Annotated in this window: 23 protein-coding genes and 1 pseudogene; 3 read left to right on the top strand and 21 right to left on the bottom strand. The window is 62.3% G+C overall.

Annotation, left to right across the window (positions count from 1 at the left end; translation table 11 throughout):
* The 5 genes and pseudogenes from CN673_RS09965 to CN673_RS09945 all read right to left on the bottom strand — a co-directional run.
* A pseudogene (locus CN673_RS09965) lies at positions 1–587 on the bottom strand (hypothetical protein); the annotation flags it as partial.
* Entirely contained in the window at positions 587–1354 is a 768-nt protein-coding gene (locus CN673_RS09960) for a hypothetical protein (protein ID WP_099866075.1), read from the bottom strand. The gene CN673_RS09960 and the pseudogene CN673_RS09965, both read right to left, overlap by 1 nt.
* The gene (locus CN673_RS09955) at positions 1354–2985 is read right to left on the bottom strand and encodes a hypothetical protein (protein WP_099866074.1); all 1632 of its coding nucleotides are present in this window, start codon (positions 2983–2985) and stop codon (positions 1354–1356) included. The genes CN673_RS09960 and CN673_RS09955 overlap by 1 nt, the downstream gene beginning before the upstream one ends.
* Positions 2985–3434 (bottom strand): hypothetical protein, encoded by a 450-nt coding sequence (locus tag CN673_RS09950; protein ID WP_099866073.1) that lies wholly within the window; start codon positions 3432–3434, stop codon positions 2985–2987. Before CN673_RS09950 ends, CN673_RS09955 begins: the two co-directional genes overlap by 1 nt.
* An 11-nt stretch (positions 3435–3445) precedes the next feature.
* Positions 3446–3847: a phage tail fiber protein gene (locus CN673_RS09945; protein WP_099866072.1), complete on the bottom strand. Its 402-nt coding sequence runs from the start codon at positions 3845–3847 to the stop codon at positions 3446–3448.
* Between the two features lie 72 nt (positions 3848–3919).
* Here CN673_RS09945 and CN673_RS09940 point away from each other — a divergent pair, with 72 nt between their 5' ends.
* Positions 3920–4207, top strand: a complete 288-nt coding sequence (locus CN673_RS09940; protein ID WP_099866071.1) for a hypothetical protein — start codon at positions 3920–3922, stop codon at positions 4205–4207.
* Here CN673_RS09940 and CN673_RS09935 read toward each other — a convergent pair.
* Positions 4193–9955 carry a TIGR02594 family protein gene (locus CN673_RS09935; protein WP_099866070.1) on the bottom strand — a complete coding sequence of 1921 codons (5763 nt, stop codon included), beginning with the start codon at positions 9953–9955 and terminating at the stop codon, positions 4193–4195. The genes CN673_RS09940 and CN673_RS09935 overlap by 15 nt on opposite strands.
* Before the next feature lie 64 nt (positions 9956–10019).
* Between CN673_RS09935 and CN673_RS20890 the strand changes: the two genes are divergently transcribed.
* Positions 10020–10325 carry a DUF4156 domain-containing protein gene (locus CN673_RS20890; protein WP_157928863.1) on the top strand — a complete coding sequence of 102 codons (306 nt, stop codon included), beginning with the start codon at positions 10020–10022 and terminating at the stop codon, positions 10323–10325.
* On the opposite strand, the gene CN673_RS09925 is transcribed toward CN673_RS20890, so the two are convergent.
* The 14 genes from CN673_RS09925 to CN673_RS09860 all read right to left on the bottom strand — a co-directional run bounded on the left by CN673_RS09925 (position 10310) and on the right by CN673_RS09860 (position 19933).
* Positions 10310–10543: a hypothetical protein gene (locus CN673_RS09925; RefSeq protein ID WP_157928862.1), complete on the bottom strand. Its 234-nt coding sequence runs from the start codon at positions 10541–10543 to the stop codon at positions 10310–10312. The two genes, CN673_RS20890 and CN673_RS09925, sit on opposite strands and share 16 nt — an antisense overlap.
* A 41-nt stretch (positions 10544–10584) precedes the next feature.
* Positions 10585–10953 (bottom strand): hypothetical protein, encoded by a 369-nt coding sequence (locus CN673_RS09920; RefSeq protein WP_099866068.1) that lies wholly within the window; start codon positions 10951–10953, stop codon positions 10585–10587.
* Positions 10954–11054: 101 nt separating this feature from the next.
* Positions 11055–11519, bottom strand: a complete 465-nt coding sequence (locus tag CN673_RS09915) for a hypothetical protein (protein WP_099866067.1) — start codon at positions 11517–11519, stop codon at positions 11055–11057.
* A gap of 103 nt (positions 11520–11622) precedes the next feature.
* A complete protein-coding gene (locus tag CN673_RS09910) occupies positions 11623–11922 on the bottom strand; it encodes a hypothetical protein (protein ID WP_099866066.1) in 300 nt (99 codons plus the stop codon).
* A complete protein-coding gene (locus CN673_RS09905; RefSeq protein WP_099866065.1) occupies positions 11919–12332 on the bottom strand; it encodes a phage tail terminator-like protein in 414 nt (137 codons plus the stop codon). Before CN673_RS09905 ends, CN673_RS09910 begins: the two co-directional genes overlap by 4 nt.
* Entirely contained in the window at positions 12333–12923 is a 591-nt protein-coding gene (locus CN673_RS09900; protein ID WP_099866064.1) for a hypothetical protein, read from the bottom strand.
* The gene (locus tag CN673_RS09895) at positions 12923–13261 is read right to left on the bottom strand and encodes a hypothetical protein (RefSeq protein ID WP_099866063.1); all 339 of its coding nucleotides are present in this window, start codon (positions 13259–13261) and stop codon (positions 12923–12925) included. The genes CN673_RS09900 and CN673_RS09895 overlap by 1 nt, the downstream gene beginning before the upstream one ends.
* The gene (locus tag CN673_RS09890) at positions 13258–13896 is read right to left on the bottom strand and encodes a head-tail connector protein (protein ID WP_157928861.1); all 639 of its coding nucleotides are present in this window, start codon (positions 13894–13896) and stop codon (positions 13258–13260) included. Before CN673_RS09890 ends, CN673_RS09895 begins: the two co-directional genes overlap by 4 nt.
* A gap of 61 nt (positions 13897–13957) precedes the next feature.
* The gene (locus tag CN673_RS09885) at positions 13958–14260 is read right to left on the bottom strand and encodes a hypothetical protein (RefSeq protein ID WP_099866061.1); all 303 of its coding nucleotides are present in this window, start codon (positions 14258–14260) and stop codon (positions 13958–13960) included.
* Positions 14261–14327: 67 nt separating this feature from the next.
* Positions 14328–15701, bottom strand: a complete 1374-nt coding sequence (locus CN673_RS09880) for a phage major capsid protein (protein WP_099866060.1) — start codon at positions 15699–15701, stop codon at positions 14328–14330.
* Between the two features lie 9 nt (positions 15702–15710).
* A complete protein-coding gene (locus CN673_RS09875; RefSeq protein WP_099866059.1) occupies positions 15711–16556 on the bottom strand; it encodes a head maturation protease, ClpP-related in 846 nt (281 codons plus the stop codon).
* Positions 16543–17847 (bottom strand): phage portal protein, encoded by a 1305-nt coding sequence (locus CN673_RS09870; RefSeq protein ID WP_099866058.1) that lies wholly within the window; start codon positions 17845–17847, stop codon positions 16543–16545. Before CN673_RS09870 ends, CN673_RS09875 begins: the two co-directional genes overlap by 14 nt.
* A 3-nt stretch (positions 17848–17850) precedes the next feature.
* Positions 17851–19557, bottom strand: a complete 1707-nt coding sequence (locus CN673_RS09865) for a terminase large subunit (protein ID WP_099866057.1) — start codon at positions 19555–19557, stop codon at positions 17851–17853.
* 1 nt (position 19558) lies between these two features.
* Positions 19559–19933, bottom strand: a complete 375-nt coding sequence (locus CN673_RS09860; RefSeq protein WP_157928860.1) for a helix-turn-helix domain-containing protein — start codon at positions 19931–19933, stop codon at positions 19559–19561.
* A gap of 336 nt (positions 19934–20269) precedes the next feature.
* Between CN673_RS09860 and CN673_RS09855 the strand changes: the two genes are divergently transcribed.
* The gene (locus CN673_RS09855; RefSeq protein WP_157928859.1) at positions 20270–20782 is read left to right on the top strand and encodes a hypothetical protein; all 513 of its coding nucleotides are present in this window, start codon (positions 20270–20272) and stop codon (positions 20780–20782) included.
* Here the strand turns inward: CN673_RS09855 and CN673_RS09850 are convergent.
* A complete protein-coding gene (locus CN673_RS09850) occupies positions 20768–21133 on the bottom strand; it encodes an HNH endonuclease (protein WP_099866054.1) in 366 nt (121 codons plus the stop codon). The genes CN673_RS09855 and CN673_RS09850 overlap by 15 nt on opposite strands.
* Between the last annotated feature and the right edge of the window lie 35 nt (positions 21134–21168).

The following is a 21168-nucleotide window of genomic DNA, read 5'->3' as shown; positions in this document are numbered from 1 at the left end:
TATCCATAGCCGCCACCACCACCGCCCCACAGTTCTACAAAATAGGCAAAATCATCGTCTTCCTTCGTGAACGTACCGGAAGACGTGAACACCTCTTTCACTACATCGCCAGCAAGAGCCGCAATCGCCTGCGCTGTCCGAAGCGGGGTCATTACGTTTGTGTTGTTCGTGCCGGCTTCTGCTTCGGCTTGTGAGGCGATGGGGGTTGCGGCTGGCAATTGCGCCGTCGGCACCTTGCCTGTCTCGTCCAACCCAGCAAACCCGTCGGGCTCTCCTTTCAGAGCCTCTGGCATCCTGGCAGCCGGCACCGTGACGAACACGTCCTTGGACCCGGCAGGGAAGTTCACCAGAGCGCCGCCGTTGGAGCTTTCCAGCACAGTGGTCCGCTGCAACGTGTCGGATGCCGAGAGCGTGCCAATGCCCGTCTCCCACTCCCCACCACCGACGATGCAGTACCAGGTCGTGTCGCCCACGGTCAGGGCATCAGAAAATGACTGATAGCCGGCCACAGCGCCGGCAAGCGTAATGTTTCCAGTGCCCGATGAGGTCGAGACCTCGCGGACACGATCAGCTATCGTCAGGGCCATTAAAGCCGCTCCTCGATTGTGTAGGGTTTTGCGAAGTGCCGGAAGAACGGCTGCGAGACCGGCGAGACCTCTTCGATCAGGCCCCAGACCGAGACCTTGCCGAGATGGTCGGCGGCCGGATCGCCGATGAAGAGCACGTCCTCATGGGCGCCGTTGATGCGGTCCAGTTCCTCAACGAAGCCATAGCGCTCATCGGGGCGGAGGAAGCCGAAGCCGAGATTGAACATCCGATGCTGGTTGTCGCGGTCGATGAAGGTCTGCCCGCCCCGGCTTTTCGTTTTGCGGGAACGGTCGATCCACCTGATCTCCCAGCCATACTGGAAGTTGATGCCGAACTGGTAGCGGTCACCGATATAGAGCCGCCCCGCCTCGATGTAGTCCGCGCCCGGCTGGTCGAGATCGATGCGCCAGTATCGGGCAGCCGTAGCATCTCCGAGAAGTCCCAGCTGGTAGCCATATTCAGGATCGCACAGGCCGTCGAAGGTTTCATCGACCACGACGCCAGACGTGACCTCGGAATTGCTGTTGGACGCTCGTACCCGCATCGATCCCGTCGCATCCATGCTGCAGCCGATCAGGGCGACGGTGTCGACGGCAGTTGCCTCGCCGAGGTCGATGAAAAGTGCTGCCGCGTTACCCGTCGAGCGCCACTTGCGGCCGACATGCCGATCGGTCAGCAGCTGGACCGGCAGGAACGGCGCTGCACTGGAGGCGCGAAGAAACGCACCGTCCGCCAGATTGCGGAAGGCCATGCATGCATTTGCCATCAGCCGAAGGCCTCCACTTCCACGATATTGTCTTCGCTGTCCTCGTCGAGCGACACGACGCGCAGCAACTTGCCGGCGCCTAAGTCCCAGCGGGGATAGGTGATGCGGATCACGTCGCCGAGATTGAGCAGGAACGGCTGCGTCTTCAGCCGGATCGAATAGAGCGAGCGGGTGCGGCGCCAGAGAACAAGGAGGCGCTGCGCTTCATCCAGCGCGTCGGCTTCCTCATCGAATGCCGCCTCCAGCAAGTCCGGATCCTGCGCCTGCGGGTGATTGGTCTTGATCCGATCATCCTTGGCCTCGGCGACCCGGTACTCCTCTTTCAGGAAGGCCCGGCGTTCGTCTGTGACCGAACCGGCAAGGTCGCCATCCTGAAGCGTCCAGTTGCGCGCATAGCCGACACGGCGGCGCCATGGCGGCGGATCGATATTGTCCGGCAGACGCTGGCGAATAATCTCGATGATCTCGATGCGGTCATAGGAGGCGATCGGCGATCCATCCTCCGGCGCTTGCAGCACCCCTATTTCAAGATAGCCATTGCGCCGGAACCCGACCCATCCGCCGATCGACGACATGACGGCCCGGCAGGCGTCGGCAACATCGATGTCGTCATCAGGCCCGATATAGAGATTGACAGGCGCCGGCTGCATCGCCGCGACCCGTGTGAATGCATTTTCCTGCAGCCGCTCCACCTCGGCCGTCTCTGTCGCGAGCCTGCGAACGATCTGGTCCGCCGTTTCGACATAAACCCCGCCAGACTTGTCGCCGCGCACGTCGCAGGTGATCGCGCCCTTCTCCGCGTCATTGGCGAATGAGATACGAAAGAGTCCGTCGACCGCCTCACAGGTATCGAACCGGCCCTCCACCACGTCAGCGGACAGCAGCTGGGCAACGGTTGCATGATCCACGCCCTTGGTCAGGGAAACGCCACGGGCATAGACCGCGACGATCTCTTCCACCGGCCCGTCATTGACTTGATAGAGCAGCTTCTGCGGCTCCAGGAACGCAGGCGTCACATTGCGGCAGTAGCCGAAGGCGCGCGGCTTGCGCTTGCCCTTGATGTTCTCGCCACCGTCCGTATCCCCTTCCCCGCCATAGGTGTTCGGCTGGGCCGGCACTTCCAGCTGATAGCCGAAGTCGCGCAGATCAACGAACAGGCTGTCCTCGTCGACGTGCCAGCCGGTGGCGGTCCCGTCGAAGATGGTCCCGAAGGCGTCATATGGTCCGTTGGCATCGCCGAGTTTCACCGTCACGCGCCGGCCGTCTATGGCGTATTCGCGGATCAGGTAGTCATAGTCCTGCTCGGCGTTGATCAGCTCCATCTCGCCGAGGCCGAAGGTGTAGGACAGGAAGTCGCCTGCCCCAACAATCGAACGCTGGAACCGGATGGCCTTGCGCACCGTGCCGATGAACAGCCGGTTGGCGATCCTGTCCGTCGGCCGCGATATGTAATCCGTCGTGGCGGCATAGAGTTTATTGTCCATGCCGCTAGACAGCGTAGCCGATCCCATCAGCTCTAGCGGCTCGAAGCGGACGCGGAAGGCATCGACCGTGGCGCGGCCGACGAGATGCGCGCGCCATTCGCTGACAGCTGCGTTCGGAACACCGGCAATCGGCTCATGTCCAAGCATTAGGCGGCATCCGAATAGGGTTGGACAGGCCATGGATCGAGTTCGACGGCATACGTCAGGCGCCGGGTCGGATCCGTGATCAGAGCTTCGAACGCCGACACCATGAAGGGCGAAACCGTCGCATCGCCCTCCATCTCGATTGAGAAACCGCGGATTGGCGTCAGGGCCGCTTCGATGCTCGACCCGGTCAGAACGAGCGAGACGAAGAACGCCTGGAGATTGTAGTCGGCGACAATCGTCGCACTGCCCTCGAGATGGATAGAGAACGCATTGATGATGCCGAAGATACCGCTGATCGCTGACTCTCCATCAAGGGCAGCAGCAAGAGCGAAGGTGCCCGCCATGGAGGCATCGAGCGATGCTGTCCCCGTGAGCGCGGCGGACAGCTCAACGAAAGATCCACCCACCGATGCGATGGGCTGGCCGGATACCGCATTGAAGCCGAGCATCGCGTGCTATCTCAGCCGAAGGACGTCGAGAATTGTGATGCGCCAAACTGGCCGCTATCCCCGGAATTGATCAGCTTTGCTGCCGGCATTTCGCCATAAAGAAGCATGTTCCCGCCGGTCTCCGCATCGAAGACACCCACATGGCTGATCATGCCCCAGTCCTCGGTAGCTGGCCCGAACGAAATTGCGGCGGTATTCGTCGATGTGCCGGATGTCGCATCGGCGGCGCTCATTGCGCCCGTGATGGCCTGGCGGGCATATCCGCCCTCGGTTACCTCGCCCGCCGCACTGCCCACTTCGCCGGGATCGCTGGTGAAGAGAGCCAAATAGACGGTCGCCGGCATGGCGAATGCCGCCTTGCCCAGCGTGTGATCGAGCAGCTTCTTTTCGAGATAGTTCGTCATGTTCGCCATGCGCACGCTCCAAGGTTGTATCTGTTGTGATAAACAGCCAGCATTACCCCTCATCGAATTCAGGAGGCAGAGATGGCTGATGGTTTGCGGGTTCTGAGAATTGAAGGCGAGGATGCTGGTGATTATTTCACCCAGCACGATTTGAAGTCGTTCGGGTACGATAGCCCAGGGACATTTGATCGCGAGTGCGTCGTTGTTCTTCTGGAGTTACGGATCGACCAGCAGATCAGCAAAGTGAGAACTTGGTTCAAACGGGCGGATGTGCCTGAGGATCAGTGGGTCAATCACGCAAAACATATAGCGTGGGGACTGTTCGTGGATGGAGCCAAAGCCGCGGATAAATGGTCATCGGCCCCCTGAGGCTTGAAGCTTATCAAGCTTCTCGTTCAACCGTTGCGTACTCTGCGCCCGACGAAACTCTTTTTCCATGGCGCCAAAGCCACCGCGCGCGACGTCCTGCTCTTCGTCGGACTTTTGCGCGATGACGTCGCCCAGACGACGAACTTCTGCTCGTAGACCGGCAATCTCTGCGCGATTATCGTTCTGCGGCAGCGTGCCGGTATGGTTGATGTGGTGAAACACATCCGGGCCGAGCTTGCGCATCGACGGTGCCTTGAGGACACCCTCACCGCCGGCCAGCGCGATCTGACCGCCGCCGGCATATCGCGCCAGAACACTGTCGCGATCCCAGATCCCGTTGCCAACGATACCCCCGCCGGCATAAGCACCGACGATCCCGCCGAGGCGCATGCCGCCGGCATTGGCAATGTCTTCAATTCGGTCGCGGATCTGGTCGTTCGTAAAGCCGCCGCCGCTCCAGTAGTCGACATCGGCCTTGCTCGGGTCGCGGCCGAGGATATCGCGATAGGCCTTGGTAATCGGGTCGATCTGGACACCGTTGTCGGCGCGGTCCTTCGCCCGCGCATCCTGCCAGGATGAGCTGCCGCCGGTTGCCTGCTGCTGCGCGAATTCCAGCTCGGCGATTGCCTTGGTCAGCTCGGCGATCGCATCGACGACAGACATCACGCTCTCGTCGATATCGATGAGCGCTTCCACCTGCCGATCGAGCGCCTTCAGCTGTTTCTGAGCGTCCGTCAGCTGCTGGCCGGCGAGCCGTTCGGTGCGGGCAAGCGTGCGGTCGACTTCCTCCCAGATCTGGAAATAGTCCTCGGACGAGGCGTAATAGTCCCGCGCCTCACTGAGATATTCCTGCGTGATGCCGGCAAGCTCCGCCTGCGCATCCTCGTCGCCTGACATCGCGGCGGCGGCGACCTCGCGAAATTCGCGCTGTGCCTCGAGCATCCGTTCGCGCGGATCGAGCGTCGACAGGTTCTCGTCGAGCCGCATGTCGAGCCGCAGATCCTTCAGCGTGTCGATGAACGCTTCTGTCCGGTCGATGACCTGCTCGATGGCCGACTTTTCTTCCTCGTAGGCCCGGCGCAGCTTTTCGCGGGCCTCGTCGACCGCTTCCTGCGCCTCGGCCACCGTCGAGACGCCGAGCGCGCCGGTGAGGCTCGATGCAATCTCCGGGAAGATCTTGGCAAGCCGGTCCAGCTCGTCTTGCGAGAGATCCGCGCTCTGGGCGATCTGGGCGACGGCAAGGTTCAGTTCGGTCAGCGCCAAGCCGCCGGATAGACCAAGTCGCTCGGCCTCTTCCAGGCGCTCATTGTAGCGCGTCTGCGCATCCGTGATCTGGTTGAGATAGGCAACGCCGGAAAGATCATTGATCGATGCTGTGAGGTCGTTCGTGAAATCCCGGCGCTGGTCGCGGAAAGCTTCCCAGACCGCGCCAAGTTCGGTTGCGATCTCAGGGAAACGGGCTGCCAGGTCGCGCATCGCGCCGACCGTCACTTCCGAATTGGAGATAACATCGACGAGCGAGGCCGAGAGCTCTTCGATCGCCAGTGCGCCGTCCATTTCCAGCTCGGAAAGATCGGTCTGACGGTCTTCGAACCGATCGGCGAAATCGTCGAACTCGTTGAGATAGCCGCGATCGTTGAGATCGTTGATGCCGGCTTGCAGGCCTTCGACATACTCATCGCGCAGATCGTCGAGTGCCGTCTGCAGATCTTCGGCAATTGTCGTGGCCGCCTCGTCGGCGCTCATGTCGAGCTTTTCCAGCACTTGCTGGAGCCCGGCCGCCGTCCCTTCGAAACTCTGGATCCGCTCCTCGATCTCGGTGAATTCCTCGGCGCCGATCAGCGAGCGCCGAGCCATCATCTGCGCGGCCTCGCGTGCCTCCTGAACAGATGGACCATTCGCGGCCTTCTCGGCCGCTAGCGTCGCCTTATCGATCGGCTCGCCCAGCTCGTCAAAGACGACGCCCAGCTCTTCCAGCTTGACGCGTAGCCCGTCGACCGAATTGAACTTGGCAATGCCGCCGACCGGATCGTTGCCAATCGTCCCCTTCATCTCGGTATAGGGGTTGAAGCCGATATCGTTGAGTGTCTCGGTCCAGCGATTGACCGCGTCGATATAGGCGCCGTCGATGCCCGCGTCAGGATTGTACGCGCGATAGAAGCTGCGGCCTTCGAAGCCGGGATTGAGCGGCTTGCCGCCGGCCGCTTCCAGCGCGCTGTCATAGGAGCCACCGGCATTCGCCATGAACTTGGCATCCTCGACGAGGCCGAGGAGGCTCTTTTCCAATTCCTTGACCGCCTCGTTGGCCTCGACGAACGCGCCACTGTAGCCGGTGCCGGCCCGGAAGCTTTCAAGGATGCCGCCGATCGAGCGCTCGTAGTCCGCGACGATCTCTTCGAAAAACGATTCCGAGGCTTCCGTCACGCGCTTGACGAGATCCTGATCGCCGGCCTTGGCGGCGAGATCGCGGATCTTCTTCAGCTCGTCCGAGGTCTCGCGGAAGCGCGAGAGATAAGGGCCGGAAAAGATCCCCGAGATCTCGTCGAGGAACGTGGTGATCTGGCCCATCTGGCTCTCAAGTTCCTGCCGGGCCTTCTGACGCTCCTGTTTCTTCTGTTTCGATTTGCCGAAAATGCCGCCGAAGATGCCGAGGATGGCGCCGCCGATCATGCCGACGGGCCCAGCGATACCAGCAAGTGCGGGGATAGCTGTGCCGATCGCAGAAGACGCGCCGAATCCGCTCATCGCTCCGGAGATGCCACCCATCAGCGGATTGCCGGATTGCGCGCCGCCGGCAAATGCGCCTATGCCCGCACCCAGGACACCCATGCCGGAACGCGAGAACAGCCCCGAGCCGCTGGGGCCGGATGTATCGTAGTCCATACCCCATTCACGTCCGACGCGATCGAACCCGCCGACAACGCCATTTTCCGTCGCGCGCGCCATGATCTCGGGCAGCTGCGTCGTCGGAATGCCGCGCAGCGACGGATCGGTGCGGTAGCCGACGACGTCGTCGATATCGAAATTGCTGAACTTCGCCGCGTTGCCCTGGTTGCCGCCAAAGAGCTGCACCGTCCCGTCTTTGAAGCCGGCGAGAAAGCCGACATGGCCGGACGCACCTGACGACTGCGGCTTCAGCACCACTATATCGCCGACCTGCGGGTTATGTGTCCCCATGCCCCAGTCAAGGAACGACGATGCGAGGTTCGATCCGGTGCCCTGCCCGCCGGCGCGAGAGATCGCAGCATTGGCAAAGGCGGCGCACCAGGCCGTGTCGGAGGCCGAAAGGTTGTTCCAGTTGCCCGATGCCATGAGGAAGCTGTCGAGCGTGCCCGTGTCGGCCCGCTCATTCAGCCCTTCGAACTGCAGCGCCACGTCCATCGCGCTCTGGCTGGTGCGCGTCAGTGCCTCATTGACCTCGCGAAACTGGCGATCGTCAATTACCGGCGCAGCCTGCGGCGTGTAGCTCGGCACGGGCGTCGGCGGCGTGAAGCTGAAAGAAGGCGTGACGGCTTCACCGCCGAACCAGCCATCCATAAGCTTGTCGAGTCCGATCTCTGCGAACTGCTGCCCGAGGCGGGCGAACGTCTCGATCAGGCTGTCGAGCGCGTTCTCACCCGACATCAACCCGTCGAGGAGATCGCCGGCAAAATCGCGCGCCAGATCATGGCTTTCACGCATCGCATCGTTTGTCCGCTCGACGGCGTCGTTGTAACGCATCGCACCGGCGATCCGCTGTCCGTCGAAACTGTCGAAGGCGACTTCATAGCGGTCGAGCGTGCGCGCGATATCCTGATCGAGATCGCTCATGTTGGCGATCGACGTCTCGAATTCGAGATCTGCAATCAGGTCGCCGACGCGCTCAGCCTGCCGCTGCGCTTCCGTCATGGCGTCGATCTGATCAGTCAGCACGCCGACAAGCTCAGCCTGCCGCTCGATCGCGGCCTCCTGCTCTGGCGTGACGATCTCGCCGGCTTCACGTGCGGCGCGCCGCGCCTCGGACAAGGCTTCAATGCGAAACTCGTTGGCGGCGATCGCGCCTTCCGACGCACCGAACATGTCGATCTGGCGGCGCAGCGCATCGACGGTCTCATCCATCGACCGTTCCTGATCGGCGATGGCATCCGAATATTCCCGCGCAGCTTTGCCCGCCTCCTCTGCGGCGTCCGCCTGGTCCTCCAGACCCGTGCGCAGTTCATTGTAGCCTTCAGGGTTCATCCGCCGCAGATAATCGACCGATCCACCCCATCGCTCCATTTCGTCACCGATCGACGGGATGCGCAGCCGCCCCATCTTCTGGTTCGCATCGGCTGCGGCCTCCCCGATAGCGTCGAGCGCCGCTTCGAGCGATCGGCCATTGTCGGCCGCGTCACTGAGACCGTCGACGATCTCGACGATCGACCGCGGCGTGGCGGGGTCGATCCGGATCTTAGCCAGCTCATTCTGCAGCTCGGCAACGGACATCCCGCCCTCAACGCCATTGTCGACGAGGTCGCGGATTTCCTGCTGCCCTTCCAGCACGGCAGGACTGATGTCCTCCCATTCTGTGATGAAAGACCGGGTGCGATTCCGAAGCCCGTCGATCTCGCGCGCCAGCGAGGCCAGCAGCTCGGTTTCCGTCCTCTGGATGCGGGCAAGCGCGACGTTCGGCCCTTCCTGCTGGGCGCGCTCGAAGAACTCGGTAGCCGCATCGGCCGCACGCTCATAGCCCGTCTCGAGCTGCGTGATCAGATCACTGTAACCCTCCAGCGCCTCGGTCGCAGTCTTCGCGGAATCGTCGGTACGGGTCGCAAAATAAATCGCGGCACCGGCCGCCGCCGTCAGCCCGCCGACGATCAGATTGGTGCGCGTCGCGAGCGAGGCGATCTGCGTTCCGATCGCCCGCAGCGATCCGCCGACACCGCCCGGCGACATGGACAACGCCTGCACGACCTGGCCGCCCTGCGATGCGATGATCTGGAACGGCGACGCACCCATCAGCAACATCGTTGCGACGTCGTTGACCTGATAGCCGAGGTTCTGCATCTGCATGCCGCTGAGGCGGATGTTGTCGTTGGCAACCCCGAGCCGCTGCGCCGTATCGCTGAAACGCTGATTGGCCATCGCCGTCGCCTGCGCCAGTTCCGAAGACGAGATCGCGCCGCTGGCAGCAAGTGCATTGTACTCGGCAAGTTCCTGATTGAGCCGCGCCTGCGCCGCGCCATACGGATCGATCTGCGCACGCAGGCGCGCGACATCTTCACTCTGCCGCGCAACCGCGTCGGCCTGCTCGGAATACGCACGCTGAGCCGCCTGCTGCTGGTCAAGCATGCCTTTGATCGTCCGGCGCGTGGCCGCATCGAGCTTTGTCTGCCCGTCGAGCAGGCGATTGATGCCACTGGCGTTGACGTCGGTTCCGAGATTCGGCGCGATCGACCGCTGCAGCCGCTGCTGCAGGTCACTGACGAGGCGGGAATATTCCTGAATGTCGATCTTGCCGGCGTCCAGAGCCCTCTGGCTCGCCTTCATCCCGCTTTCAAACTGCGCGAAGGCACGCCCCGACCCGACGAGGCCGTTTTGCAGACGATCAAGCTCGCGATCGATGTCACCGATCTTGGCTGCACCCGCAACGCTGTCATTGCCGAACTTCTGGACGCCGGCACCCGCCTGCTGGCCCGCCTGGCCGACCTTGCGCAGCTTGTCCGCAACGGCATCGAGATTTTCCTCTCTGCCGCGCACCGTCACTGTTCTGATGGTGTCTTTTGCCATTCAGGTGCCCTTGTGGACTTTGCCGTGCATTGACTATGCTCTTGCCCGCATGGAGGGCAGAGTGATGAAGTATTTTGGACTTGCAGGACTGGTAATCTTGGCGGGCTGCGCGACGACTGAAACGCAGACGACAGCTAACGTTGAGATCACGTCTGCACCCTTTGAGGTTGAAGGGTGCGAACGATTGGGGACAGTCGAGGGCAACCACAACTTGTTCGGCGGGGCCATGGTTGCGATCGCCATAGAAGCAGCCGAGAATCAGATGAAGAACGACGCCGCCGCCATGGGCGGCAACACCATCCTGATGACGCGATCATCCAGCGGATGGTCTGGCGCCAATATGGCTGGTACGGCTTATCGCTGCCCCTGACGTGAAAACATCACCAGGGCCTCGCCGAGGCTGCTGTTGAATTCATCGTCGCCCATCTCGCGATCCCAGCCGGGTTCCTTGATGTTGAACCCGCCGATCTTGTAGCGGGCACGCCATTCGCTGTCGGTCGCGTCGGAGACCACGGTCACTGCCCTGTCGAGGCGGAGGATGTCGCACTCCATGATGTCGCTATCCGACCATCCACGGAGCACGCGCACCGCCACCTCGTAGAGCTGGACGAAATACTCGTCGACCGTGATCAGATCTCGCCGTTTCCCTCATTGCCTTCGTCAGCGATGGCATCGTCATCATCCTCGCCGCTCGGATCACGGCCGCCATTCTGCAGGCGCGACAGGTATTTCGAGATCGGAGCGGTCAGCGTCGTCGTGCCGGTGCGCCAGACCATTTCATTGAGCTCCTGTGTGCTGATGCCGCGCTGATCGGGAGTGGGAATGGCCTGCCGGACAATGAACTGGATGGCCTGGAGGTTGCCGTTGGCAAGCGCCTGATAGGCCCCCATGAAGCCGCCATACTGATTGGAGATGGCCGAGGCGGCCTTGAGCGAGGGGCGCAGCGGGTAATCGTTGCCGTCGAGCGTGATCGTGACGTCGGAAACGAGAGTTTTCATGTCGGATATCCTGTTTTGCAGATGTCGGATGATCGGATCGGGATCGGATGGGGCGACGGCCTCCGATCAAGCCGCCGCCCCGCTCTCGCGAGAGTGAGGGATCAGGCCGGGTCGACTTCGATCGGCGCTTCGTTGAGGGTAAGCGAGAAGGTGATCGTCTGCGTGTCGTTCGGGCCGCCGAGACCAAACGTCTTGGACATCACCAGAGCGGAGATGTAGACGGTCTTGAACGTTCCATCGGGCTTGGCCAGCTCGATCTTGAAGTTGAACGCGTCGTAGGAATCTGCGGCAGCCTTAGCGGCCACCTGACCCGCATCGCTGTCGTCGAGGCTACAGACGAGATCCATCGTGCCGGCATTGGCGGTGCCTTTGCCGTGGCGGGTGCGGCCATCATTGACTTCGTCAACCGAGATGTCCTGGAAGGTGTCGCCGAAGTTCCCGATGTTGCGGATTCGGCCGATGAGCTCATAGGTGAGATCGGCGGCAGCGGTCGCCTCGTCCCACGTGGTGGTTGCCGCGCCGATCGATACTTTCGAACGGGCGACGGGGTTCACTTTGTTTGCCATGGCCTTTGATCTCCTTTGGCTTCAAGGCACGGGAAAAAGGCCGCCGGATTGACGGCAGCCATGGGCTCGCGGATGCGAGGTCGGGTAGCGCTGGAAACGGCGCCTATTCTGCGGGGTCTGTACCGGTGACGGGTTTCGCCGCGGGCGTCGTCTTCGTCGTTTTCCGCTTGCGGGTCCGAGCTGGTGCGGCCGAGCCTGTTGACTGGGCTGCCGTCTTTCCCTGGCGTTTGCCGCCACCGAAGACGATCAGGCCGGCGCGGATCTTGGCGCGCACATGAATATTGTCTTTGTCGATATCGACCGGCGCACTGTCGCCGGGCGCAATCTCGATCCGCTTGCCGCCCTTCTGCGTGAAGCGCTGCGGGTGAAACGACACATTCTCAATCATCGGCATGATCGTCATCCTTGGATCAGATACTGATAGGGAACGACGATCGAGAGCCGGTAATAGCCAGCCCCGTCATTGCGATCGTCGCTCGTCGGCGAAGTCGGCGCGAATGTCTGCACGCCGCCAAAAGCTTGGCCCCGGAAAAGCGTGGCGATGTCGTCGAGCCAGGGCCGATAGCGATGCGTGCCGCGTCCAGCCGGAACGGCGAGCACGAAACGAATGCCGCCTTCCTCGAGGAAGTCGCAACCGCCAGCACCTTCGATCGTCTCCCATTCGGAGGTCGACCAGGGAAACTGCACCATCACGAATGCGGTATCGGTATCCGGAACCGTCTGATCGCCGTCGTTCTCGATCGCGATCGGACATTGATTGAAGCCCGCCTCCAACCGTGCCTCGACAGCCTGCACGACATTAAAATGCGCCATCTATCGCGCCCTCACGATGATCGCCGGCTGCCGGTCGGCCGAGGCTTTCGACCCGCTGATAGAGCGGAAGGAGAAACGGATCTGCGCCTGGTTGCCGAAGCGCTTTTTCGCGATGGCGGCGATAACCTCATAGACGCCGTCCGGCGCCTGCGCTGACTGGCCGCGCTCGATCTTCCGGGCGTAAGGCTGGCTGTTGACAAAGACGAATTCCGCCGCGCCGTTCGGCAGCGCAGCGCCGGGCGTATGCTCGACCCCATCGACAAAGAGCAGATGGCTGCGCATGAACCGCCCGGTCAGGATCGGCGAAGCCTTGAGCAGCTCGTCGCCGATCCATTCGATGACCGCGCCGATCAGCTCGAATTCGGCGATGACGACACCATCCGGCGCGACTTGGTCGATCGGCTTGCCCTTCTGGCGGTCGACGGTAACCTCATACGGCACGTCGCGGCCGGTCGCGCTGCGATTGAATGTCTGCGCCTCATCGATCGCTTCGCGGGCGAACCTGGCAAGCCGCGCCGATCGCGCTTCCGGCGAGGTCAGATCTTCCGCGAGATCGTTGAACGTCAGGACAGGGTCGCGGTCCCAGCTCATCAGGATGCCCCAGACGCCCGGCAGACATAGGCGAGGATCGTATCCCCATCCATGTGCGTGCTGCCGTCAACGGATTCGATAGTCAGGACCGCCCCATCAGCACGCGCCAGCCGATCATTCTTGCGAACGGGCGGATCGAACGAAGCGACGTCTTCGGCGAGCAGGATCACCTGCCGTTCGCCGGCATCGATACCAGCGGCGATTTCCTCGGCCTTGTAGCCCGAGATCCGCGCATGCACGGCCCCGAGATCCTGATCTGGCTGATTGGCAACGATGCGTCGCAGAACGACCACTTCGCCACGCCGACGAAAGAGACTGCGATACTTTCCCGCGCTCATAGGCTGTACCTGCGGTACGGCGCGAGCAGGCTATCAACGATCCGCCGCGTGTTCTCGCTGACGATCTGCGGGCTGCTGTAGTCCTCGCGCCAGGCGTCCTGCACCTCGAATGACCGAAGGCCGCCATTCTCGGCCGTCGCTGCGAGCATATCCTTTACGGTGAAAAGGAGCGCCGTCTTGATCGGGGCCGGAACGGTCGAGACACCCTCGACGGTCGGATATCCGGCCTTATAGGTCACCGAGAGCACACTGTTCCGGTCGATGCCCGAAGGCGGACCGTAGGCGTCAACGAAGCGGAAAAAATCCCGGCCACCCGCATCGATGACATGGCGATACGCCGACGAATCGATGACCGTCTCGTCGCCAACCAGATCAACCCAGGCGACCTTTTCGATCGACAGCACCGGCCCGAGCTTCAGTTCCATGCACCGATCGAACCGCTCAATATCCTGCCGCCACGTCTGCTCTGCCAAAGCCCGGCCGAGCACACCTGTCCAGCCGTCCAGTTTGGCAATGGCCGCATCAATCAATCCCTCGATCAGGACGTCATCAGCGTCAACGCCAGGCAGAAGCTTGACGTCGGCAACAGAGACGATCCGAACCGCCGGCGGGGTGACGAGGACAGGACGAAGCATGTAAAGACCTTTCGACAAGGGCGCGCGACCTGCGCCACGCGCCCATAGCTGCGTGCAGCGGCTACTTCTTACGCTTCTTCGACGACTTGCTCGGCTGGCCGTAGGGGGTCGGGTCGAGCCCCTTGCCGGCAAAGTCCTGCGCGTTCGGCTTGCGGCGGCGCGGGTCGTTCATGTCGCGGCGGTTCTGTTCCGCCGATGTGCGAGCACGCGGATTGTTGTCGATCGCGGGATGCTCGAGGTCGATACCTTCCGTGATCTGCGGCTCTATGATTGCGCCGCTTGCCTCATTGGTTTCCGTGGCCGGAGCTGGCGACTGATCGGCACCGGCGGCAGCTGCGGTATCACTCGTTTTCTTCGCAGACATTGTCTTGTCTCCAGATTGAAATGAGGATGATGGCGAGGATCGCCATCATCATGGTCGTGCGCCGGTTTTAGACGGCGGCCATCTTAAGGAGGCGCATCACGGTCGGATCCTGGACGCCGCCGCCGACCCGCTTCGTGGTGTAGAAGTGGACGTATGGCTTGTTCGTGTAAGGATCGCGGAGAACGCGAACGCCAACGCGATCGACGATCAGATAGCCGCGGCGAAAATCACCGAAAGCGATCGGGATCGCACCGGCGGCAACGTCAGGCATCGCGGGCATTTCCGTGATCGGATAGGCCGCGAGCGTCGCCGGCTGGCCAGCCGCAAAAGATGGCTGCCACAGATAGTTGCCCTGCCCGTCCTTCAGCTTACGGACGGTGCCCTGTGAGGTACGGTTCATGACGAACCGTGCTGCCGACGTGTATTCGCCAGGCAGCGAATAGATCATGTCGAACAGCTCGTCGGGGTCGATCGCCGCCGCAGCTGCAGCATCGATCGTCGGGATATTGCCCCACGGGTGATGACCGTCGCTGGCGCCGGCATCTACATAGGTGAGGAAACCGCGTGGCTTGTTGACGCCATCGCCGGCAACGAAAGCCAAACCCTCCTGATAGGAGAATTCGGTCTCGACCTCGCCCGCCATCCAGGCCTCAAGGTTGACCTCGGCATCATCCAGCATCTGCTGTGTTGCCGCCGGGTTGGCGTAGATCTCACCCGGCGTGAAGGTCAGAGAGCTGAAGTCCGGCGTATTGGTCTGCGGCCGAGCTGCCGTTTCACCGACCCATCCGGAACCCATCCCACGGTTGTTGAAGAGCTTCTTGAAGCCGGCCGTGGAGATGTTCTGGATCTGGGCAATCTGGCGCATGGGCGAGACTTCGACCAGCGCGTCGGTGATCGTGCGATCCCACTCGACAGGGGCAAGATAACCGCCCTCGTCGTCCGCGCCCTTGTTGAGAGCCGCCTGCACTTCGCCCTTGCTGAAATGGGCACGGAAGGCCTCGGTATATTCCTTGTCCTTCACGGCATGCTCACCGCCGGCGCCGACAGACATGGCCGCCAGCTGCGCATTGGCCTGGTCGACCGCCGCCTGGAGTTCCGAAACGCTCGAGTTGACGCGTTCCAGCTTTTCAGTGGTGACGACGTCGTCGAACTTCTTCGCCATCTCCCTGTCCTTTTCGGACATGGTGGCCTTGAAGGTCTCGAAATCCTTGTTGAGGTCGCCGAGCAGCGCCTTGATGTCGCCGGACGCATCCGCGCGAACGGCGACGATGCCACGTGGACGCGGCAGGCCGGGAAGCATGGCGCCCATGGCGGCGGAGGTCTGCAGAAGTTCATTCGCTAGGAACTCTGCAGAAAATACGGGTTCGGCGCCGAAGAGTGTCACGCACGCGGCAGCGCCCGCAATCGCCAGACAGGCGATCGCGATACAGTTCATTTTCATGGATATCTCCTAGTTTTGGAGCGTTGATCGAAGCTGCGTAATCGCAGCCCTGAGATCGTCAGCGTCGTGCGTGACGGTGGGGGTAGCGCAAGGCGTGCCCCCTTTCGCCTCGGACAGAAGCGCACGGCGTTCTGTCCGAGGGATTCCTTGCTTGGCCAGCAGCGCGTCGACGCGCCTCGTCGCGTTTACGCGGCGGCCTTCCGTGGCCTTCGCCGTGTCCTGGCCGATCATGTCGGCCGGCAGGAAGGCGTCGGCCAGACCTTCGGCAACGGCCTGCTCGCCGTTGAACCAGGTCTCGTTGTCCATCCACTCGGCGGCCTTCGATTTCTTGACGCCCGCGCGCTCGGCGTAAACGGTTGCCATCGCGTCGTCGAAGGGCTCCATCGTTTTTGCCGCTTCATTGAGATCATGGCGGTTGCCGATCGCAACGACCCAGGCGTTGTGCACCATGATGAAGCCGGCCTTGCCGATCTGGATCTCGTCGCCCGCCATGGCGATGACCGACGCGGCCGATGCGGCGAGGCCGAGAATGCGCACAGTGACCTTTTTCGGGTGCTCGCGCAGCGCGTTGTAGATCGCGACGCCCTCGAAATAATCGCCACCTGGCGAGTTGATGTCGACGAAGACTTCCTGATCGCCGATGGCGCGGAGCGCTGCGGAGACCCGTTTTGCGGTCACGCCCTCGCCCGTCCAGAAATCTTCACCGATCATATCGAGGATCGTGATGGTGTTTTCCGGCGAGCGCTCCGCCTTCAGCCCAAGATCCCAGCGCTCGATCGCCTCGATATCCGGCTCGAATGCGCAAACGGCCGGCAGGCGCTCGGCCTTCAGTGATGGGAGATTACGAAGGCTCATTGCCGTCTCCGTTCTGCTGCTGGCCCATCGGACCGGGAATGTCGCTGCGGTTGGGCAGCTCGGCGAGGTCGCGGACCTCTTCGTAATGCATCCATGGCTGATGCCCGCCGGCGCCGAGTGCCTTGGCGAAGAAATTGGCCTGTTCGGTCATTGAGCCACGCAGGAGCGCGCCGGCGTTGAACTTGGCCTCGTAACGATCCGCCTCGGCCGGCGTCAGCAAAGAGCGCTCGATCGCCTGCTGCCATGCCTCGAACCATGGATTGAGGCCGTAGCGGACGAAGAACTGGCCGAGGACATCAATGCCCGATCCCCATGACGTGTCATCGACGCCGAGCAACGGACGCGGTACTCCGAACGGGCGGGCGATATCTTCGATCTGGTGTTTTCGCTGCTCGATCGCCTGGCTGTCGCGGCCGGACTGGCCGCCATCGCCCATCTCCATGCCTTCCTCGAGGATGAGCCATCGGTGCGCGTTGGCAGCGCCTTCGCGCTCATCCATGCTGGATTTCAGGCGCTCATAGGCTTCCTGTGAGAGCTTGCCCTTATGCTTCAGTGCGCCGCCAACCACCATGCCGTTGCGGAAGAGGCGCGCGGCCGCTTTCTCGGTCTGGACGGCGAGCGCAATCGCCTCGGCCGCCTGGCGCACCAGAGACAGCCCCGAAAAGCCGTCTTCCGAAAGGCCATAACGCAGGTGAAAGATGTCGCGCTGCGCAAAAACGGTCCGCCCACCATCCGGCCGACGATATTCATATTCGAGCGACCAGTCGGCGCGCTGACGCGGCGTGACATGCTCGGTTTTAAGCGGCACAAGCTGCGTGATCCGCGTCCCACTGCGCACGATCAGAGCGAAGGCGTCTCCGCGATTTCCGTCGCCGCTTGCGCCGAGGGCGCGCTGCTGCATCAGGCTGCGGAACTCGTAGGCGGTCTGCCATGCATTCGGTCGACGGTGCAGCACCGGAAAGAGCGGGTGATCATCAGCCTTTTGCTTGGTTGCCTTGTCATAGAGATGCAGCGGCAGCATGCCGATCGCGAAGGAGATCAGCGACACGCACCGCAGCACCGTGGTGTTCTTCATGGCCGTGCGAGCCGAGACCGATACCCCCGCTTCCGTCGCTGCGCCGTGGCCGGATCGGATGAACTCGAGCAACTGCGGATCGTCGAGACCCTGAAAGCCGTGGCTGTCGCCCACCATGGCACGAACTGGACCGGCATCGTTTCGCGACACCTGCGGCACCAGGCTCGCACGCGGCTGCGGCGCCGTCGATCGGCTCAAGATGTCGAGAAAACCCATCCGCTACACCATGAGTATGCCGCGCTCCTCGTAGACCGAAGGTCCACCGGCAGCGACAGGATTGAGAAACATCAGCATGGCGGCGTTGAACGTCGCCATGAGCGGGTCGATCTTCGATGCGCCGGCGGCCTGCTTCGTCACCAGGTAGTTGGATCCGCGCAGCTCGGTTTTCGCGTTGCCGACCACCCAGGTCATGAGCGGCTGGCCGCAATGCACCATGGTGCGATCCTTCAGCTTGCGCGGCAGCGTGTTGACGGCCGTCTGCAGTTTGTAGCCCTGCGCCACCGCCATAGTGAGATCGCCCGCCATCTCACGCTCGTCGAGCGCGTCCAGGATGCTGGCGACGCCGTAGGCATCGAGACCGATCCCGGCTTTCTCCGGCAGCAATCCGCAGAGAAACAGTCGCTCGCAAATATCGGCGATCTCGATCACGTCCTGTTCGGTGTCCTTGCAGACGATCAGATCCCCACCCTTCTCGAAATCACGCAGCTTGCTGGCGATCTCCTTGCGCCGGTCGAAGACATCGGGCTGCGCCCAGGCACGCGCCCAATGGAGCCATCGGCGGCTGCCCTTCTCACGCCCAATGACGGACAGCGCCATGAGATCGTCGAGGCCGCCGCCGTCGATACCGATCGTCGCAACTTCCGATCGCGCGATGATCGCGTCGAGCGACAGCTTCTCGTCGGTCGCGCCCGGCCAATACATCGTGCCGGCCCAGCGATCCTTGTTCAGCGCAATGCCGATCTCGACATTGAGATGCTGCGACGCCCAGATCGAGAGCTTTTCGATTCCGGCTTCACGCGCCTCACGGTATTTCGGCAGGAGGCGCTCGACCGTGATAGACTTGCCGACATTCGGCAGCACCATCGGCCAGTTGTCCGGGTTCGCCCAGGGCTGCGCCTCGTCGGCCTGCATCTCGCGCGGAAACTCGTAGATCATCGGCAGCGTCTCGCTGTCGAGGAACTCGCCGTCGCGCACCGCGCGCGCCAGCTTCAATTCGTCTTCGAAAACGCCGCATGGCGGCTCGTCGGATTGCGTCGTGATGATGATGACGAACCCTTCGGTGTTGGCGATGATGCCGCCCTCGATCTGCGTCATCACCTTGGAGGCGTAGGCGATCTTGCCGAGTTCGTGCAGCTCGTCGACCAGGACGCCGACCGGCTTTGCCCCCGTCATCACCTTGTTGTCGAAAGACCTGATGCGCAGTTTCGCGCCGTTGTTCCGGTCCTCAATTGTCTTCAGGTGCTCGCGCAGGTGAAACCGTTTCGTGAGATACGGATCGGCCTTCACCATACCCTCGGCCTGCTCATACGCCCGCTCGGCCGTCGCCTGCGTCGGACCAACAAGGAGGAATTCGCCGTTCGGCCGGCGATTGCGGATCATCGCCGTCATCATGATCGCCGCGCCGTTCGTCGTCTTCGAATTTTTCTTCGGGACGAGCTGGAAGAACTTGCGCGCCTTACGGTCGACGATGACGGACCGATCCTCGCTCATATCGACCAGGCCGAAGATCGCCCCGACGAAATCCTTTGCCCAGTCGCCAGCGACGTCCCGCAGGAGCGGCTTGCCGGGCACGTCCGGCAGGCGCAGCTTGTTGAACGCCTCGATCGCCAGCCGCGCCTCTTCCTGGTCGAGCGGCAGATTGTCCGGCAGCGGCGGCCGGCCGGATTTCAGCTTCTCAAACCAGTCAAGGCAGGCGAAATCGCCCATGTCAGTGTGCCATCCGTGGCGTTACCGATTCCCAATCGTCCGGCGGGTTCTCCGCTTCACGACGGAGGCGCTCCTTCTTGCCAACCTTTTCGGTCTCGCGCGCCACGCTGCGGTCGAAGGCCTCGGCCATGATCGCGTCATGGCGGCGGAAATATTCTTTCATCGCCGCCATGTTACCGGCCCGGCCCTGTTCCCAGAGCGTGAGCAGGCCGATCGCCTCGACCTTGTCACGCGCCGCATCACGCACCGCCAGCTCTCGGCGATAGTGCTTGCGCAGCGTCGGCTCCGTGATGCCGAGCGCGTCGGCGATCCGGCCGTTCGGCCAGCCCTGCGCGAGCAGCAGTACGACCTTGTTGCGGTTCTGCGTCGTCGGCATGTGTGGCGGGCGCCCCCGCCCCCCGAAGTTCTCAGGGATCGGGTCGCCCAGGAGATCGAAAGCCGGATCCATGGGTAAACCTCGAAACGAAAAATAATGGGCCGATCACCGGCCGTCTTGGCGACTGCCCGATCGGCAACCGCTGCGAACAAAGGCGTCCCGATCACCGCCTCCAGCGCTGAGCCTCAAACCGTCATCGTCAAATTCCGAGCGACGAAAAAAAACCCCTGAATGAGAGGGGCGGGGGTCTAGCGGCGATGACCTCGGGAACTTTTGACCCGCCCCCCTGATTTCGGCGAGACTCGTCCTAGTCTCGAGAACCACGATGGAAAGCCGATGCACCTACCGCCCGTTGACGAGTACCGCGCTCCATTTATCGAACCACTCGGGCACCTCGCGATGCAGGCAGCCTATGCAGACAATAACCTCATCAACCTTTGCGCCGTGATTCCGTTTGAAGGCTCACCCAACAACCTCGCCATCGAGGTATCAGCGGCTGAACTCCGAAATTGGAACCGGGAGAGTCGGCAATTTGTCCGCGATCGCATTGCTCTGATCTCGCAGCCAGATCTTCGGCAATCCGCCAACGCTCTAGTGGATAGGTTCAGCAACCTTCGTATGCAGCGTCATCGCGCCATTCACGATGCGATAGACGTCGGCCTGTTTGGCAATGAGCGCGCTGGCTACTACGCAAAGCCTCTCGCCATCGAATACGCGCAGCCCCGCAAAGAACCGCCCCAGCAACGCTTCAACGCGGTGACGCCCGACAAGATCGCCGCACTCGCATGCGAGTTCTACGAACTCCAAAAGGATCTCGATATGATCGCGTTTCAGCTAGATCGCTGCTAAGCCTCGCCGCTCTTCGGCCTGCTTGACCTTGTCGTGGCACGGCTTGCAGAGGCACTGCAGGTTGCCTTCATCCCAGAACAGCCGCTCGTCACCACGATGCGGCGTCCTGTGGTCGGCTACGAGTTGCGACGTGGCCGCCTCGATCCGTCCGCATCCTGCCATCTGGCAGGTGAAGAGATCGCGCACCAGCACAGCCCATCTGAGCTTCTGCCAGCGTGCCGTCTTGTACCAGGCGCGCCATGGCTGCGTGCGGTCACGCTCGCGGTGCCGCGCCCGCTCGTCGGATGGCGCACGGCCGAGCCGTGGTGCGACCGCGCCGATGCGCGGCTTGACGCTCTTCAAACGTCCCATCGATGTTCCGATTTTCAGACAGATTCCCGGATGCG

This window comes from Neopararhizobium haloflavum, from assembly GCF_002750855.1.
In the GTDB taxonomy this organism is placed as follows: domain Bacteria; phylum Pseudomonadota; class Alphaproteobacteria; order Rhizobiales; family Rhizobiaceae; genus Georhizobium; species Georhizobium haloflavum.
The sequence above is the reverse complement of the archived record's forward strand: the minus strand, read 5'-3'. Positions and strand labels throughout refer to the sequence as shown.